The organism is Methanosarcina barkeri str. Wiesmoor (assembly GCF_000969985.1).
Lineage (GTDB): Archaea > Halobacteriota > Methanosarcinia > Methanosarcinales > Methanosarcinaceae > Methanosarcina > Methanosarcina barkeri_B.
In genome coordinates, this window is the sequence record NZ_CP009526.1 from 1,783,053 (window position 1) to 1,798,277 (window position 15,225).

15 protein-coding genes and 1 pseudogene are annotated in these 15,225 nt (G+C 38.9%); 11 read left to right on the plus strand and 5 right to left on the minus strand.

The features are described from left to right. Positions 1–6: 6 nt before the first annotated feature. Positions 7–675 (plus strand): flavodoxin family protein, encoded by a 669-nt coding sequence (locus tag MSBRW_RS07605; protein ID WP_011308225.1) that lies wholly within the window; start codon positions 7–9, stop codon positions 673–675. A 103-nt stretch (positions 676–778) separates the two neighbouring features. Here MSBRW_RS07605 and MSBRW_RS21000 read toward each other — a convergent pair. Both MSBRW_RS21000 and MSBRW_RS07615 read right to left on the minus strand, forming a co-directional pair. Then, positions 779–1,934: pseudogene (locus tag MSBRW_RS21000) on the minus strand (IS1634 family transposase); the annotation flags it as partial. Between the two features lie 102 nt (positions 1,935–2,036). Next, positions 2,037–3,101: an IS5-like element ISMba15 family transposase gene (locus MSBRW_RS07615; RefSeq protein ID WP_011308224.1), complete on the minus strand. Its 1,065-nt coding sequence runs from the start codon at positions 3,099–3,101 to the stop codon at positions 2,037–2,039. Positions 3,102–3,344: 243 nt separating this feature from the next. Between MSBRW_RS07615 and MSBRW_RS07620 the strand changes: the two genes are divergently transcribed. Further along, entirely contained in the window at positions 3,345–3,917 is a 573-nt protein-coding gene (locus MSBRW_RS07620) for a hydrolase (protein WP_011308223.1), read from the plus strand. A 294-nt stretch (positions 3,918–4,211) separates the two neighbouring features. Here the strand turns inward: MSBRW_RS07620 and MSBRW_RS07625 are convergent, their stop codons facing one another. Together MSBRW_RS07625 and MSBRW_RS07630 are read right to left on the minus strand one after the other, a co-directional pair. Beyond that, positions 4,212–4,940, minus strand: a complete 729-nt coding sequence (locus tag MSBRW_RS07625) for a class I SAM-dependent methyltransferase (protein ID WP_011308222.1) — start codon at positions 4,938–4,940, stop codon at positions 4,212–4,214. 119 nt (positions 4,941–5,059) lie between these two features. Then, a complete protein-coding gene (locus MSBRW_RS07630; protein ID WP_011308221.1) occupies positions 5,060–5,992 on the minus strand; it encodes a putative manganese transporter in 933 nt (310 codons plus the stop codon). Positions 5,993–6,557: 565 nt separating this feature from the next. On the opposite strand from MSBRW_RS07630, the gene MSBRW_RS07635 reads away from it, so the two are divergent. The 9 genes from MSBRW_RS07635 (at position 6,558) to MSBRW_RS07665 (ending at position 14,093) form a co-directional block, all read left to right on the plus strand. Next, on the plus strand, positions 6,558–7,067 hold the full coding sequence (locus tag MSBRW_RS07635) for a nitroreductase family protein (RefSeq protein ID WP_011308220.1): 510 nt from the start codon (positions 6,558–6,560) through the stop codon (positions 7,065–7,067). A gap of 461 nt (positions 7,068–7,528) precedes the next feature. Then, positions 7,529–8,593: a bactofilin family protein gene (locus MSBRW_RS07640; protein ID WP_011308219.1), complete on the plus strand. Its 1,065-nt coding sequence runs from the start codon at positions 7,529–7,531 to the stop codon at positions 8,591–8,593. Between the two features lie 760 nt (positions 8,594–9,353). After that, positions 9,354–9,650, plus strand: coding sequence for a TetR/AcrR family transcriptional regulator (locus MSBRW_RS23320; RefSeq protein WP_011308218.1), 297 nt, complete (start codon positions 9,354–9,356; stop codon positions 9,648–9,650). Between the two features lie 30 nt (positions 9,651–9,680). After that, positions 9,681–10,046, plus strand: coding sequence for a hypothetical protein (locus MSBRW_RS23325; protein WP_011308217.1), 366 nt, complete (start codon positions 9,681–9,683; stop codon positions 10,044–10,046). A 95-nt stretch (positions 10,047–10,141) separates the two neighbouring features. Beyond that, positions 10,142–11,062: an SAM-dependent methyltransferase gene (locus tag MSBRW_RS07650; RefSeq protein ID WP_011308216.1), complete on the plus strand. Its 921-nt coding sequence runs from the start codon at positions 10,142–10,144 to the stop codon at positions 11,060–11,062. Positions 11,063–11,165: 103 nt separating this feature from the next. Continuing rightward, positions 11,166–12,086, plus strand: a complete 921-nt coding sequence (locus tag MSBRW_RS07655) for a class I SAM-dependent methyltransferase (protein ID WP_011308215.1) — start codon at positions 11,166–11,168, stop codon at positions 12,084–12,086. Positions 12,087–12,100: 14 nt separating this feature from the next. Continuing rightward, complete coding sequence (locus MSBRW_RS07660; protein ID WP_011308214.1) at positions 12,101–12,730, plus strand: class I SAM-dependent methyltransferase; 630 nt, start codon at positions 12,101–12,103, stop codon at positions 12,728–12,730. Continuing rightward, a complete protein-coding gene (locus tag MSBRW_RS24050; RefSeq protein ID WP_011308213.1) occupies positions 12,730–13,023 on the plus strand; it encodes a hypothetical protein in 294 nt (97 codons plus the stop codon). Before MSBRW_RS07660 ends, MSBRW_RS24050 begins: the two co-directional genes overlap by 1 nt. 179 nt (positions 13,024–13,202) lie before the next feature. After that, positions 13,203–14,093 (plus strand): phosphoribosylaminoimidazolesuccinocarboxamide synthase, encoded by an 891-nt coding sequence (locus tag MSBRW_RS07665; RefSeq protein WP_011308212.1) that lies wholly within the window; start codon positions 13,203–13,205, stop codon positions 14,091–14,093. Between the two features lie 22 nt (positions 14,094–14,115). Here MSBRW_RS07665 and MSBRW_RS07670 read toward each other — a convergent pair whose 3' ends face one another. After that, positions 14,116–15,180, minus strand: coding sequence for an IS5-like element ISMba15 family transposase (locus MSBRW_RS07670; protein WP_011308211.1), 1,065 nt, complete (start codon positions 15,178–15,180; stop codon positions 14,116–14,118). Between the last annotated feature and the right edge of the window lie 45 nt (positions 15,181–15,225).

Here is a 15,225-nt window from a genome sequence, read left to right on the forward strand (position 1 = left end):
GTAATCGTGAAAGTTCTTGGAATTAACGCAAGTCCGAGAGGGAATGAAAGCAAGACTCTTCAACTTGTAAAATCTGTGCTCAAAGGTGCTGAATCCGAAGGTGCCAATGTCGAACTGATAGATCTCTACAAACTGCGCATAGAATACTGCACAGGTTGCGGAGCCTGTTATGCGACCGGGGAGTGCCCTCAAATCGATGACTTTGAGGAGCTTTTTAACAAAATTCTGAACTCCGATGGAATCGTTTTTGGTGCTCCGAATTATATTAACTCGGTCCCGGCCCCTATGAAAGCTTTTTTTGACCGGCTTTCGGATGCTATCCATTGCCAGATGCTGACGGGAAAGTTCGGGTGCTCCGTGTCCACAGCAGGGGGGAGCAAGGCAGATGTTGTTGTAGAATATATGAACAGTGTGCTCATGAATCTTGGCATTACTGTTGTCGGCGGCCTTGGTATTGCAGTTGGGATGTATCCTTCCGCACTCGAACAGGCTGCGGGAAATGCCGAAGAGCTTGGGAAAAAACTGGCAAAATCGATTCGTGGAGAAATCAAATATCCAGATCAGGATGAAATGCATCGCCAGACAACAGAATATTTCTGCCAGCTTGTAAAATCTGATAAAGAGAGGTTTGCTCACGATTATGACTGGTATGTCCAGAAGGGCATGATAAAATAAGATTTATCCGGAGATTCCGGGTAGTACAATTAGTCGTTTGGGGATGAATCTGCGAAGTAGTAGTAACCTATATTAGTAACCTATATTTGGCAGGTTAACGCAACTAGAGATCTATATTTTCATATTTCTCTCCCATTAGACTCAATATCTTCCAGTTAATCTCTTCCATATTTTGAATTTTTGACTTTTTTCCCTTTTTTCTGAGTTATAAGTTCTGTAATTCCCTGAAACTTGAAAAATGTCCATCTCATTGTCGGTTTTTTGTTGTTTTCCCTTTTTGATCTAGAACCGTTTCATTTTCTTCTTGTAATTTTATCCTTAATTTCCATTCTGCAATTGAATAAATCATTAAGCAGAGAACCATTATCATTGTCAACGCTTCAATTCTTGATTTATTCTTGAGATACACTTTCGATATGCTAAAGGTATCACTTTTCAAAAATCTAAATCCTTTTTCTACGTTATCCTGTCCTTTGTAATACTTCAGCATCTCTTCAGGAGAAAGGCTGATATCATTACTTGCAAGAATGAAAAGTCCCATTTTCTCCATTTTTTTAAAACAAAAGCATCATTAACCTTTATAATCCCATCAATCCTGTAATATGTTTAGAAGAAGTTCTCTCCTGCCAGCTTTTTAAAAGACTTTTCTGCTTTTTCAAGTTCTTTTTCAAGCTTTCTTCTGAGAGTTGCCTCTTTCTTTTCTTTCATTTTATGAGAGAGTAACACTTGATTGCTTCCAGAATTGTGCTTTTGTCTGAAGCATTCCCTGAATGTGTGTTCATGAAAAGTGGTATCCCATGCTGATTAACAATCAAGCTCAAAACAAATTGTTTGAGGTCCCAACTTCCGTTTTTGGGAATTCCAAAAGTAATATCAATAGACTCAGTTTCTTCATCTTTATAATCGCCATAGACGCTGACACTCGTAGTGTCAGCGTGTAAACAATGGACAGGAATAAGTAGACAGGTAGACGAGCCATAATGTGAAGAGTGATTTATGTGAAGAGTGATTTCCGTCAACAGTTTTGCAGGACCATACTTTACGATTCCGTCAAGAGTCTCTCCGATAACGTATTGATTCAGGTCTTCTCGTGTGACGCCTTCCCCAAAAAGTCTTTCTATAGAAATAGTCCTGAAAATCTCAGGAAAAAGGTACAGACGTTGCCCTCTAAAACCAAGACCATTGAGTACCATGGCAAGGATGCAGATGGAGTGAGGAACCTTGTGATCTCGTTCTTTAAGCAGTTTCTCATCGATCAGTTAAAGGCAAACGACATATTTATGGCAATTGTTCAGACAGCAAAGAAACTGGGGTAAGTGTATCTCAGTACATATGTGATAAATAGTCCCCTCTTAATTTCTTCATTCAGAGAAGGCTTGCAATTCCTTCCTTTCATTAATACCGTAATTTACAGTTACCCCTACTAAAAGTACAGCTAAAGAACAGTACTTTTGGACAGAACTCCTTGTATATCTGTGTAAATTCTCCATAGAGTATGCTTTCTTCGCTATTTTGAATACATCTTCTATGATTGACCTTACAGATCTGAGTTCTTTCCATTTGCTTATTAACTCTTTAAACTTTGCAATTATTTCTTTGTAGAATTTAATTTCTTTTTCAGTATTTCTTCTTAAATCAAATATTTTCAGAGGATATCTAAACATATTGAAAAGTTTCTTAAAATTACAGTTTTTCCTTGGAAAAATTAAAGGTACTACCTTAAAATTTCTTACAGATATAACGTAGTTTTCACAGGAATAGTACCCTCTATCAGCATAGATAACGTCACCTGCTTTTATTATTCTCTTTCTTTTAAGTTCTTTAAGTATTTCAGGATAAATTTTAGGTTCTGCTACATTTGCTTCATTAATCAGAAACGCTAAAGGTTTTAATGTTTGAGAATCAAGTGCAAGAGTAAGTTTCATACCAATGAAGAAACCTCTATGGGTTGAATGGCCCCACTTGTATTCTTTGTTTTTTAGGCTTTCTTTGGTAATCTTTTTAGCGTGCCAGTTCAGGTTAAGGTTTATGTCAGTACTATCAATAATAATGTCTCTTGATCCATTTTTTCCCTTAGGGCATAAATCATTCAATATTTCAAAAACAAAAGCAGTAAACTCTTGGGGTTCATACTTACTAAGAATGCCATAAACTTCCTTTTCAGTTGGTACTAAACTGATTTTTAAAAAGTTTCTCAAGATTTCTCTTTCTTTTAATTCCTTTATAGAATAAGAGATTTCACAAGAAAAAAACATGCTTAGAAGAACAATTTTTATAGTAGGTACTGATCTGTGGAGGGGCACAATGTCCCTCCTTGTAAGAGTTTGCTTACAGAATCTCAAATCAAAAACATTTAATATTTCGGACAACAATTGCCATTTGAAATCTTCATTTAGTGGTATAAGTGGAGGTTTCGTAATAATCACCAGAGAAGGATTGAAAATCCTTCTCAATAAAATTTACGATTTTTTATGACATTAATTAAAATTCAGACGAAAAATTGAATGTACTTTTTTGAGGGGAACTACTAATAACCTTAATTAATGGAACAAAGAAGTAATAACCTCTAGTTTGAGAGTGAGTTTAAGAGGACCCTAATACTAAAACGATGTGCAATTTACCAACGGAGTGGATAAATAACTTGATGCCAGTGTTGATGTGGTGATGGTATGCAGGAGTTAACTATTGATAAAGCCAAAACAGCTCTTGTGGTCATAGACTTACAGAAAGGAATAGTCGCACAGCCAACAAAGCCTTATCTTGCACAGGAAGTTATAAAAAATGCCTCAAAGCTCGTAAATATATTTCGGAAAAACAATATGCCCGTATTCCTTGTGCATGTTCTAATAACAAAAGAAACGATGCTCAATGTCTTAAGCGACGAGTCATTCTCGGGTTCTTCAGCCCCGTCTCCTGACTGGTCTGAATTTGTGCCTGAAATGTCCCCTACCTCAAAGGATATTGTTATAGCCAAAAAGCAGTGGGGAGCATTTTACGGGACTGATCTGGAACTCCAGCTACGGCGGCGTGGAATGAACACGATTGTACTTTGTGGAATTTCGACTGACTATGGCGTTGAGAGTACAGCACGTTTTGCCTACGAGTATGGATTTCAACAAATTTTTGCTGAAGACGCTATGACCTCCAGGTCTGAGGAACAACATAATGCGGCTGTGAATTTCATATTTAAAAGAATTGGCAGGGTAAGAAAAACGGATGAAATCCTCAAAGCTCTCCAATGAAGTTAAAAAACATTTAATCTTGTCATCTTAGTTTGGAGCTTATCACAATGTAAAGCTTATCTTAATTTGGAGCTTATCACAATGTAAAGCTGTCTTAATTTGGAGCTTATCACAATGTAAAGCTGTCTTAATTTGGAGCTTATCACAATGTGAGGCTTATCTTAATTTGGAGCTTACCATAATGTGGAACTAGAAAAGCAGGTGCCCACTTAAAAGGTGGTCAGAAGCTATATACATTTTCTGCGTAAGGTTTGTACTACAGCTTGGGCCAATAAAAAACACAATGAACTTCCTTTATGGTTTAGTTGCAGCCATTATGGCGAGGTTGCGGGATTTCCATAAGCAATCAACATGTCTAAATCCTGCTGCCTTCATGTCGTGAAATGTTTCCCAAATCGTTCCAGGTTTATCTCCCATTTTCTGGGAGTTTTCCAGCCGATTAAGCTTTAGTTCCTCAAAGGTCCATTCCTGTCCAAGCTTCTCCTTAAGCTGTATCATCAGAGAGAATATGCGATTATTAAACTCCCATTGATCAATAGCTGGAGAGTCTTCCCTGAAAAGATCTCCGTTTATAAATAAACCCTGCTCTTTTAGAAGTTTGCGAATATCGGAATACAGTTTGATTCTGTTTTCAAACTCCACATGATGAATAGAAAAACAGGATACAACGGCATCAAATCCTCTATCTTCAGTTATATCCAGGATTCCTTGATTTAGATCACGTTTAACTACAGTTATGTTTTTGTTATCTCTGAACCTTTCACTGCTTCGCCTTATCATCTCATCAGAGAAGTCAATCATGAGAACATCTGCTTGAAGCTTTAACTTCAAGATCTCAGCTGTCACATCGCCCAGCCCACATCCCAGGTCAATTATCTTGGGATCCATTGGCCCTAGGTCGATTGCCGCCTTTGAAATAATCGACAATATTTCTTTTCTTTCAGGTATGATTATATCAGCTGTTTGGGCATATTTTTCAGCAGCTTCTGGATGAGCCCATCCTTCTTTTTTCTCTTTTTCCATAGCCAGCAATATCTCCTTAATCAGTTATAAAGTCCAGCTGTAATATTATCGAGCTAATCTCTTATTGAGCTAATCTCAAAACTCAAAATACTTTTCTATAAAATTATTTTTGGATAAACTCAATAAATAATATACTGAATAATATATCCCGCCGAGACACTTATACCAAAAAGTAGAAGCAATATAACCAACACATTTTTTTTGTATTTTTCCTCTTTAAACAGGACTAATAATCCTACACCGCCACTGGCGCAGAGCCCGGCAATCACTGAGCCATAAGCGATAACACCTTTGAGATACAACATTGTTATTGCGACAGAAGCAGCACAATTTGGAATAAGCCCAAATAACGCCACTAAAAACGGTTGGAAAACACTATGCATTAAAAACATTTTTTCAAAAGTTTCTTCACCCATTTGAGCGATAGCAAAACTTATTGCAAACGAAACACCAAAAATAAATATAAAAATTTTGACTGTATGGATTATGGGGTGAAAGATAATCTCTTTTGGATTAAATTCTGTTGATGAAGGACTTGTGCTGTGACCGCAACAAGCTTTTTCGTTCAGGATTGCTTCATGGTTATGATATTCATTGTCGGAACCTTCTGCATATGCCTTGAGATGGGCTAAAGTCTTTTTGTTTGATTCCTTAAAAGAGAAATCAACAGCATATCCACCAATTAGAGCGATAATAATTTTTGTTATTATCAAAGGCACAATAATTTTAGCATTTTCTGGTTGAGATAGAATTACCGGAATTGCCTCGTCTGAAGTGGACAAATAAACAGCAAGCAAAGTACCAATAGTGATTAACCTTTGCGTGTATAGAGCCGAAGCAACAACGGATATGCCACACTGAGGAAAACTACCTGTCACCGCTCCTATAGCAGGACCAAGTACTCCAGCCTTTTGTATCGTTTCCCTGATATTGTTTGAATATTTATATTCAACTAACTCAATTCCAACAAAAATAATAAAAAGTAATGGAATCATTTTTGCGCTATCTGTTAAAGCGTCTAAGAAAATATCAAACAAATAAGCTGCTTCCATCTAATGGCCTCTACTTCGATTTAGTTTACCATTTTTTGGGCTTCCTGGGTTTTCACTCCACTAAATTTGGGAAGTATACCTCAGTAACCTTTCACACGTCATCGATTTTGCCAATAACTTATTATCTTAGTGACTCCTGTTCTGGAAGTTGCTTCATCGATTCCTCAATACAATATCCAGTATCTAAACCCAGTATCTAAATCCCGTATCTAAACCGAATAAAGAGCCTATCCCAAAAGCCAGTTCGTTCTTAATCATCAAGAATTTTCAGGATTGTTTTCATGATCAGAAACTTGATTGATTATTCGGAATACAGGATTTAGAGAAGCAATTTTGAGTTTTGGGATCAGCTCAAAGTATAATTTTTGTTGAATTTTCGTGTTTGATATTATTTTTATGCGACAACTATGCTGGTTAAGATAAACTCTTTCTAATGCAATGTTCTTGAGTCATTCTTTATTATATATTTATCATTTTATAAATGTATGCAATTTATGTGAAAATAAAGCTCTGTAACAATAAGGTTTATCCGCTATAAAAAAACATTATCGATTGGGGGAATTTTATGGAAACAATGGACGCAATTTTAACCCGAAGAAGTATCCGAAAGTATTTGTCAGATCCGGTAAAACGGGATGTGATTGAGAATGTTTTAAAAGCCGGAATGAATGCACCGTCCGCAGGAGATGAACAGCCCTGGCATTTCATTATAATTGATCAACATAACCTGCTTGAGAAAATCTCAGAGGTACATCCATATGCAAAAATGCTTAAGGGTACTCCCGCTGCAGTGCTTGTCTGCGTGGATCAGCACGCTCCAAAATTTAACGATTTCTGGATTCAGGACTGTTCGGCCGCAAGTCAAAATATGTTGCTTGCCGCCCACGATTTAGGGCTTGGTGCCGTCTGGATTGGGGTTTATCCTGTTGAAACGATGATTCAGGAACTCAGGAATTTGTTAAATATTCCAGCGCACGTGGCTCCGTTTTCGATAATTGCAATGGGTTATCCGGCAGAGGATAAGTCAGGCAGGATGAGATATGATACTTCCAGAATACATAGTAATTCCTGGTAAATTTCTTGAATCCGAATCCGAGTCCAGAATAATGCCTTATTTCAATCAGGCAGCCTTCCATCTAAGTTCCCGGAGGAAGGCGTGTTACTGAGAAGTATGATTTATACTGTTACTATTTTCACTGAAGCTTTCCTTTACTTTTTATTATTTATAGTTAAACTTTTTAATATTTGTCTCAGATTATCTTTTGGAAACATTGTCCAATTAAAGAGGACAATTAAGTGCAAACTCAAGCGGTAATGTAAATTAATTACAAAAGCAAGTGGTATTGTAAATTAAGTGCAAACTCAAGTGGTAGTGTAAATTAATTACAAAAGCAAGTGGTATTGTAAATTAAGTGCAAACTCAAGTGGTAGTGTAAATTAATTACAAAAGCAAGTGGTAATGTAAATAAAGTGCAAAATTAAGCAGTAATGTAAATAAAGTGCAAAATTGAGCAATAGTGTAAAGAGGGCTGGTTTATGAAAAAGAAGCTGATATCAGGACTTATTTTACTTATAATTTTTTTTGCTGCACTGCCTTACTCAGCAGGAGCTTCCGATGAAAATTTTCTTAAATATACGAGTTCAGGAAATGCTTTTGGGGCTGGTGAGGACCTTCAGATAGACCAGGATATTCAGGGAGACCTGGTGCTTGCAGGGTCCCAAATTGAAGTAAACGGAAACACAGGAGGTAATTTCCTGGGTGCGAGCGGAGAGATAGTTGTTAATGGAAACGTTTCAGGAAACATTCTCGCACTCGGAGGCTCCATAAGGGTAAATGGAAATGTAGGTGGAGATGTGGCCGCACTAGGTGGCCAGATCATTCTTTCTCGCGACAGTGTGGTCGAGGGGGATATTCTGCTTGGCGGAGGGGAAGTAACACTTGATGGGACAGTTAACGGAGATGGGGAAGTCTCGACAAGTACCCTCAAAACCGGAGATGACTTTGAGCTTAAAGGAAATCTTATACTCCAAGCCAATAATTATCCACCAAATCTGAACGATAAAGTTGGCGGAAACCTGAATATTACGCAGGTAAATACAAAGGAAGAGCAGTATGAAAGTGTTTTCGAAGGGTTTAGCATTTTCTCCTTTATCCTGAGCCTGTTCGCGTCCCTGGCTCTGGGTCTGGTCCTTATCTACCTTTTCCCGGGATTCATAGGCGGGGTTGCGGAACTCGTAAAAGATTCACCTCTGAAAACAGGATTACTGGGTTTTCTGACTCTAATTTTCCTTCCAGTGCTCTCAATAATCTTGCTTATTACTTTCTTTGGGTGGAGCCTTTCGATTCTTATTATCCTGCTTCTGATACTTGCGCTTCTTATCGCGACAGTGCCTGTGAAAATGCTTGCAGGCGAGATAATCTATAATAAAATATTAAAAAAGGAAGCGGGAAAACTGATGTACTATCTTGTTGGGGCAGTCCTATTTGCAATTATATACGAAATTCCTTTCCTGGGAGGGCTTATACGTTTTATTGCCCTCATTATTGGGTTAGGGGCAATAGTAGTTTGGCTTGCGACTCGCGCCAGATCAACTAGTTAAGCGGGTGAATTTTCTAAGCGGGGAAATTTCAATTTTCTCGTGCAGGTGGTTTCAGGCAGATTTTAAAAAAACTTGAGAAAACTAAAAAATTTATAGGAAATCAAGAAAAATGGAGAAAATAGGGGAATTTGGAGAAAATCAGGAAATTTGAGTCATGAATAGGCTCATTATTTAGAGCTTATCCGAAAAGTAGTTACCTGCTGTAACTTTACAATCAGCAATATGTAAAACCAGAACGGCTAGCTGGATATTATAGCTCTATTGTGATTTTTCAACATGCATTGCTGGCTTTTCGGATAGGCTCTTAATGAGTTATAGGCAAACAATATCTATCAAATCAAGAATGCGTAGTGTAGCATAGTGAAAAGGACCTCGTGCCGTTTACAATATGACCCTAAGAAATCTCCGCTTCCCTTTGATCCTAAAGCAAAACTCGAGAAATTCAGATTTTGAGTCAATAGTTGTTTTTCCAAATGATCTTAACAGGATACAGTGATAGTCTAAATTTTGAATAAGTTCAAAAAAGTTGAATTCTTCTTCTTTTTTCCATATTTTATAATAAATACTACATATTTTGATAAAGTTTATTATTAAAGCAACAACCCTACGAGAGCTGCTAGTTTTTTCTTTGGAACGCGGTATTCTGACCGAATAGCGAAGTTAATACTGAATACTAATGTTAATATAGTAATTAAACTGTAAGTTATAATAGTAACTAATAGTTATTAAACGAAATTAAGGTTATTTTTCTGGTGATTAGGTGTCTATAAAAGAAATAAAAAAGCAGGAAAAAGAGCAGAGACGCAATTATATTCTTGATGCAGCAGAAAAATTGTTTTTCTCCAGAGGTTACGATGGCGTTTCAATGGACGACATCGCAAACGAGGTAGAATTCAACAAAGCGACGCTTTATCTTTATTTTAAGAATAAAGAGTCTCTTTTTTTTGCCGTTGTCCTGCGCGGGGCAAGAATCCTGAATGACATGTTTGAAGCAAGATTAAAAAATTGCAAAACAAGTATCGAGGTGCTGGATACTCTCGGAAAAGAGTACTTTTAGTTCGTAGCTCAGTATCCAGATTATAATCGGATGTACCTCTATTTCCGATCTGGAAGGTTCAATCTGGAAGATTATGAAAATATGGATGAAGCTGCAAAGGAGATTCTCAAGTTAAACCATGATAAATTCTTACTAACGTGTGACGCAATTAAATCAGGAATCGATGAAGGCTCGATCCGGAGCAATGTGGATCCAGTTGAAATGACCATTTTCTTGAATCTGATTGTAAAAGGGCTTACAGAACTGCATCCCGACTTTAATAAAGTACTGGAGAAACGGGGAATTACTCAACATCAGTTTTTCGTAGACGCCGCTGATTTTATACACCACATGCTCATGAACCCGGACAAGTGGATAAAAAATGAAAATAACTGTGTCAATCGGAAGATCGAATAAGAAATATCGAAAAGGGAAGATCGAAAATCGAGTTCTACTTAACTGACTAATTAAACCTATTTTTAAAATGGAATATTTCACCGGGAGGACCATAAGTGCACGAATCAACAAGCTTCACGAATACAAATGAAACTACCATGAAAAGAAAAGGCCCCAGCAATATGGCTGAGAGAATCGCGCTTATCAGGGCCGGGGAATCAAGAAGACCCGAGGATGAACGTATTTGTTATGACCCCTATGCCATCCGCTTCATCAACCCGGAAATATTGGAATTTGCGGCCCGTAATCCGGAAAAGTATAAAGCAGAAATTGAACAGCTGGAGCAGCTCTTTCCCGGATTGGCGAATTCGGCAGTTGCCAGGGCCAGGTATTTTGACGATGTTGTAAAAGCGTCTACCGATGATGGTCTCGAGCAGCTGGTTATCCTTGGTGCAGGTTATGACACCCGTGCCTATCGGATTGAGGAGCTGAAAAACGTCAACGTTTTTGAGGTGGACCACCCTGACACTCAGCGTGTGAAAGTAGAGAAAATAAAGGAGATTTTCGGCTCGCTTCCCGGCCACGTTACATATGTCCCTCTCGACCTGGAATTTGATAAACTCGGCCAGCATCTTGCTGAAAGTGGATATAACAGTTCCGAGAAGACTCTTTTTGTCATGGAAGGACTGGTAATGTACCTCCAGCCTGGGACTATGGATGAGATACTGTCTTTCGTAGTGAATAATTCCGGCAAGGGAAGTGCCGTTATTTTCGACTATGGGGTTTTCAGATCTGCAGATGCCGGAGAGGCTGCACCGGAAGCGGGCAAAAACATCCGGGATTTCACTAAAAAACGGAGGAAACCCCTTAAGTTCATTCTCAGAGACGGAGAAGTCGAAACATTTCTTTCCGAAAGGGGATTTTCCAGAATCCTGAATATGACCAGCGAGGCCTATAAAAAGGCATATTTTTACGGAAAAAACGAGGGCCGGGTAGTTAGCAGCTTAATCTCGTTTGCCTATGCATTGGTCAGGTAAATCAAAAACAACCGAATCAGAAGCAACCGACTCAAAAAACAACCGAATCAAAAGAACAACCTGAAATCTTTCTGAAACTTAAGTGAGAAGAGGTGAGCATGCAGTGCAAGAACAAGAAATTTCCACAACTTCAAATGAAGCAAACACAAAGAGAAAAGGACCCAGTAAAATGGCCGAGGGAATTACCCTCCACCGAGTCGATGAATCAAGTAAGTCCGAAGAAGAACGGATATTTTATGATCCTTATGCCGTTAATTTTGTTAACCCCGCGATCCTGGAATTCGCAGCAAAATATCCCGAGCAGGCAAAAGCAGCAGTAGAGCAGATGGAGCGTCTTTTCCCGGGTCTCGGCAATTCTATTCGGGCCAGAGTAAGATATTTTGACGATTTTGTCAGGGCAGCAGTCGATGAAGAGCTTCGCCAACTGGTCATCCTTGGCGCGGGATATGATACCAGAGCGTACAGGATTGAAGGGCTGAAAGAGAAAGTCATGGTTTTTGAAGTGGACCATCCAGATACCCAGAGTATAAAAATCGAAAAGATCAAAGAAATCTTCGGTTCCCTGCCGGATCACGTTATCTATGTGCCGGTTGATTTCGAAACCGACAACTTTGGCGAAAGGCTTGCTGCGCAGGGATACGACAGGTCATTGAAAACTCTTTTCCTTCTGGAAGGACTCATTATGTATATTTCTCCCGAAGCCGTTGATGAAACATTATCCTTTATCGCAAAAAACTCTGGGAGGGGCAGTACTATCCTGTTTGATTACTACCCTGAATCCATTGTTGACGGAACATGTGAATCGAAAGTGGAGGAAAACATCCGGAATTATACGAAACAACAGGGAGAACCCCTTCAGTTTGGGATCAGGGAAGGAATGGTCGAGGCTTTTCTTGTCGAACGGGGATTTTCCGGAGTTCAGAACGTGACTGCTGAGGAGTACAGGAAAATGTACTTCCATGGGATAAATAAAGATAGGGAAGTATGCGATCTTTTATTCTTCGCTCACGCAGTGATCGAATAAAGGGGGACATATTTATGGAAACACTGGACAAACCAGAAAATAAAATTTCAAAAATCGTGATGAATAAAGGACCCAGCAGCAAGACGGCTGAGGGGATCGCACTCCATCGACTGCGCGAATCCGTCAGGCCCGAAAGCGAACGGATCTTTTATGACCCGTATGCCATCTATTTCATCAATCCGAAAATTCTGGAATTTATTCGCAGTAATCCTGATAAGTCAAAAGCTGAAGTCGAACGATACGATCACTTCCTGCCGGGGACAGTCAATTCCATAGTGGCCAGGGTCAGGTATTTTGATGATTTCGTAAAAAAGTCGATAGACGAAGGATTTGAGCAGCTAATCATCATGGGTGCTGGGTATGATAGCCGTGCTTACAGGATCGAAGGGATGAAAAAGCTAAAAGTATTCGAAGTGGATCATCCTGAGACCCAGAGTTCGAAAATAGAAAAGGTGAGAAAGATCTTCACCTCCCTTCCGGACCACGTCTCGTACATCCCAGCGGACCTGGCTGCAGACGATTTAGGCCGGAAACTGCAGGATGCAGGGTACAATAAATCTAAGAAGACACTCTTTCTCATGGAAGGGCTCCTGTATTATCTCTCTCCTAGGTTAGTGGAGATAAAATCCTATCCTTCATATTGATGAACTCGGGAAAGGAAAGTGCTATTCTCTTTGACTATTTCCCGGAATCCGTAGTCGATGGAAGCTGTGAGTTAGAGGTAGGAAGGAATCTGCATAATCATCTGGCAGAGCTCGGAGAACCGCTGCAGTTCGGTATTAGGGAGGGAATGGTCGAGGCTTTTCTTGTCGAACGGGGATTTTCCGGAGTTCAGAATGTAACTGCTGAAGAATTTAAAAAATTATACTTCCATAGAGCTAATAAAGACAGGGAGGTATGCAGTCTTTATTATTTTGCCCACGCAGTAATCGAATAAATTGAGTTTTTTTCATGCGGCCACTGTGCCGCTTTATGCCCTGTCTGCGCCATAGACCATTCAGGCCTCCCGGTATCCGATCAGATGTTTTGTCTCTTAAGATCAAGACGCTCGATCAAGGCATATCAATTCTTTTCTTTCCAATAACCTTTTATAAAGTGCATGCAATCACGTAGTTTATGATCATATCCCAGGGTAAGACTAAAGTCATACTGCCTGGCCCCAGGAAAAACACAGTTTTTCTGGAGACCCGGAACGTCCTCACCGGAGGCGATGCTGCCAGGCGTGAGACAATCGCAGGTATAGGTATCCACAAGACAACTCAGGCAGCCAATATCTTTTCTCTGTTGAACAGGAAGGGGCTGCCGACTGCATTTATCGAACGCACCTCACCCAACACGCTGCTGTGCTACCAGTGTGAAATGCTTCCTCTTGAACTGGTTGTACGCCGCTATGCATGGGGCTCATATTTGCAGCGTCATCCGGAGTATGGAAATCAAGAAGGTACAGCTTACCGGTTCGATGAGCCTGTCTGGGAAATTTTTCATAAATTGTCAGTTGTGGGTTTTCCTGTAACCGATAAACCTTATCAAATCGATGAGGAAGCAGCAAGGGAGCAATTTTTGCATAATGGAATCTGGCAGGAGGGAGTATATACGGATCCTTACATTCAGGTCGATAAGAACCAGTGGCTTCTCTATCCATCTAAAAAAGAGCTTTCCAAATCAAAGCCCATCTTGTCAATGAAACCTGCATGCAGCCAGGAAGAGCTTGATTACATAGTGCAAGCGATCATGCTGCCTACGTTCCTTGCCCTTGAAGATGCATGGCGCAAGATCATGACCACATATGGCCCAATGGAGCTTGTGGATTTGAAGATCGAGGTAGGTAGGCGACTTGATAATAATAGGATCGTAATCGCCGATGTCATCGACAACGACAGCTGGCGCATCTGGTCCGGAGGCAATCCCGAAAAACAACTTGACAAACAGTGTTTCAGGGACGGTAACCCACTGGACCAGGTAGCAGAAAATTATGCAACTTTGGCAGGCATGACTGAGGAATTATAAGTTTAGTCCCCTCTTAATTTCTTCATTCAGAGAAGGCTTGCAATTCCTTCCTTTCATTAATACCGTAATTTACAGTTGCCCCTACTAAAAGTACAGCTAAAGAACAGTATTTTTGGACAGAACTCCTTGTATATCTGTGTAAATTCTCCATAGAGTATGCTTTCTTCGCTATTTTGAATACATCTTCTATAATTGACCTTACAGATCTGAGTTCTTTCCATTTGCTTATTAACTCTTTAAACTTTGCAATTATTTCTTTGTAGAATTTAATTTCTTTTTCAGTATTTCTTCTTAAATCAAATATTTTCAGAGGATATCTAAACATATTGAAAAGTTTCTTAAAATTACAGTTTTTCCTTGGAATAATTAAAGGTACTACCTTAAAATTTCTTACAGATATAACGTAGTTTTCATAGGAATAGTACCCTCTATCAGCATAGATAACGTCACCTGCTTTTATTATTCTCTTTCTTTTAAGTTCTTTAAGTATTTCAGGATAAATTTTAGGTTCTGCTACATTTGCTTCATTAATCAGAAACGCTAAAGGTTTTAATGTTTGAGAATCAAGTGCAAGAGTAAGTTTCATGCCAATGAAGAAACCTCTATGGGTTGAATGGCCCCACTTGTATTCTTTGTTTTTTAGGCTTTCTTTGGTAATCTTTTTAGCGTGCCAGTTCAGGTTAAGGTTTATGTCAGTACTATCAATAATAATGTCTCTTGATCCATTTTTTCTCTTAGGGCATAAATCATTCAATATTTCAAAAACAAAAGCAGTAAACTCTTGGGGTTCATACTTACTAAGAATGCCATAAACTTCCTTTTCAGTTGGTACTAAACTGATTTTTAAAAAGTTTCTCAAGATTTCTCTTTCTTTTAATTCCTTTATAGCATAAGAGATTTCACAAGAAAAAAACATGCTTAGAAGAACAATTTTTATAGTAGGTACTGATCTGTGGAGGGGCACAATGCCCCTCCTTGTAAGAGTTTGCTTACAGAATCTCAAATCAAAAACATTTAATATTTCGGACAACAATTGCCATTTGAAATCTTCATTTAGTGGTATAAGTGGAGGTTTCGTAATAATCACCAGAGAAGGATTGAAAATCCTTCTCAATAAAATTTACGATTTTTT

Coding starts and splice junctions, on each gene's coding strand:
- MSBRW_RS07620 (WP_011308223.1), top strand. CDS start 3,345: ATGCAGGAGTTAACTATTGATAAAGCCAAAACAGCTCTTGTGGTCATA.
- MSBRW_RS07625 (WP_011308222.1), bottom strand. CDS start 4,940: ATGGAAAAAGAGAAAAAAGAAGGATGGGCTCATCCAGAAGCTGCTGAA.
- MSBRW_RS07630 (WP_011308221.1), bottom strand. CDS start 5,992: ATGGAAGCAGCTTATTTGTTTGATATTTTCTTAGACGCTTTAACAGAT.
- MSBRW_RS07635 (WP_011308220.1), top strand. CDS start 6,558: ATGGAAACAATGGACGCAATTTTAACCCGAAGAAGTATCCGAAAGTAT.
- MSBRW_RS07640 (WP_011308219.1), top strand. CDS start 7,529: ATGAAAAAGAAGCTGATATCAGGACTTATTTTACTTATAATTTTTTTT.
- MSBRW_RS23325 (WP_011308217.1), top strand. CDS start 9,681: ATGTACCTCTATTTCCGATCTGGAAGGTTCAATCTGGAAGATTATGAA.
- MSBRW_RS07660 (WP_011308214.1), top strand. CDS start 12,101: ATGGAAACACTGGACAAACCAGAAAATAAAATTTCAAAAATCGTGATG.
- MSBRW_RS24050 (WP_011308213.1), top strand. CDS start 12,730: ATGAACTCGGGAAAGGAAAGTGCTATTCTCTTTGACTATTTCCCGGAA.
- MSBRW_RS07665 (WP_011308212.1), top strand. CDS start 13,203: ATGATCATATCCCAGGGTAAGACTAAAGTCATACTGCCTGGCCCCAGG.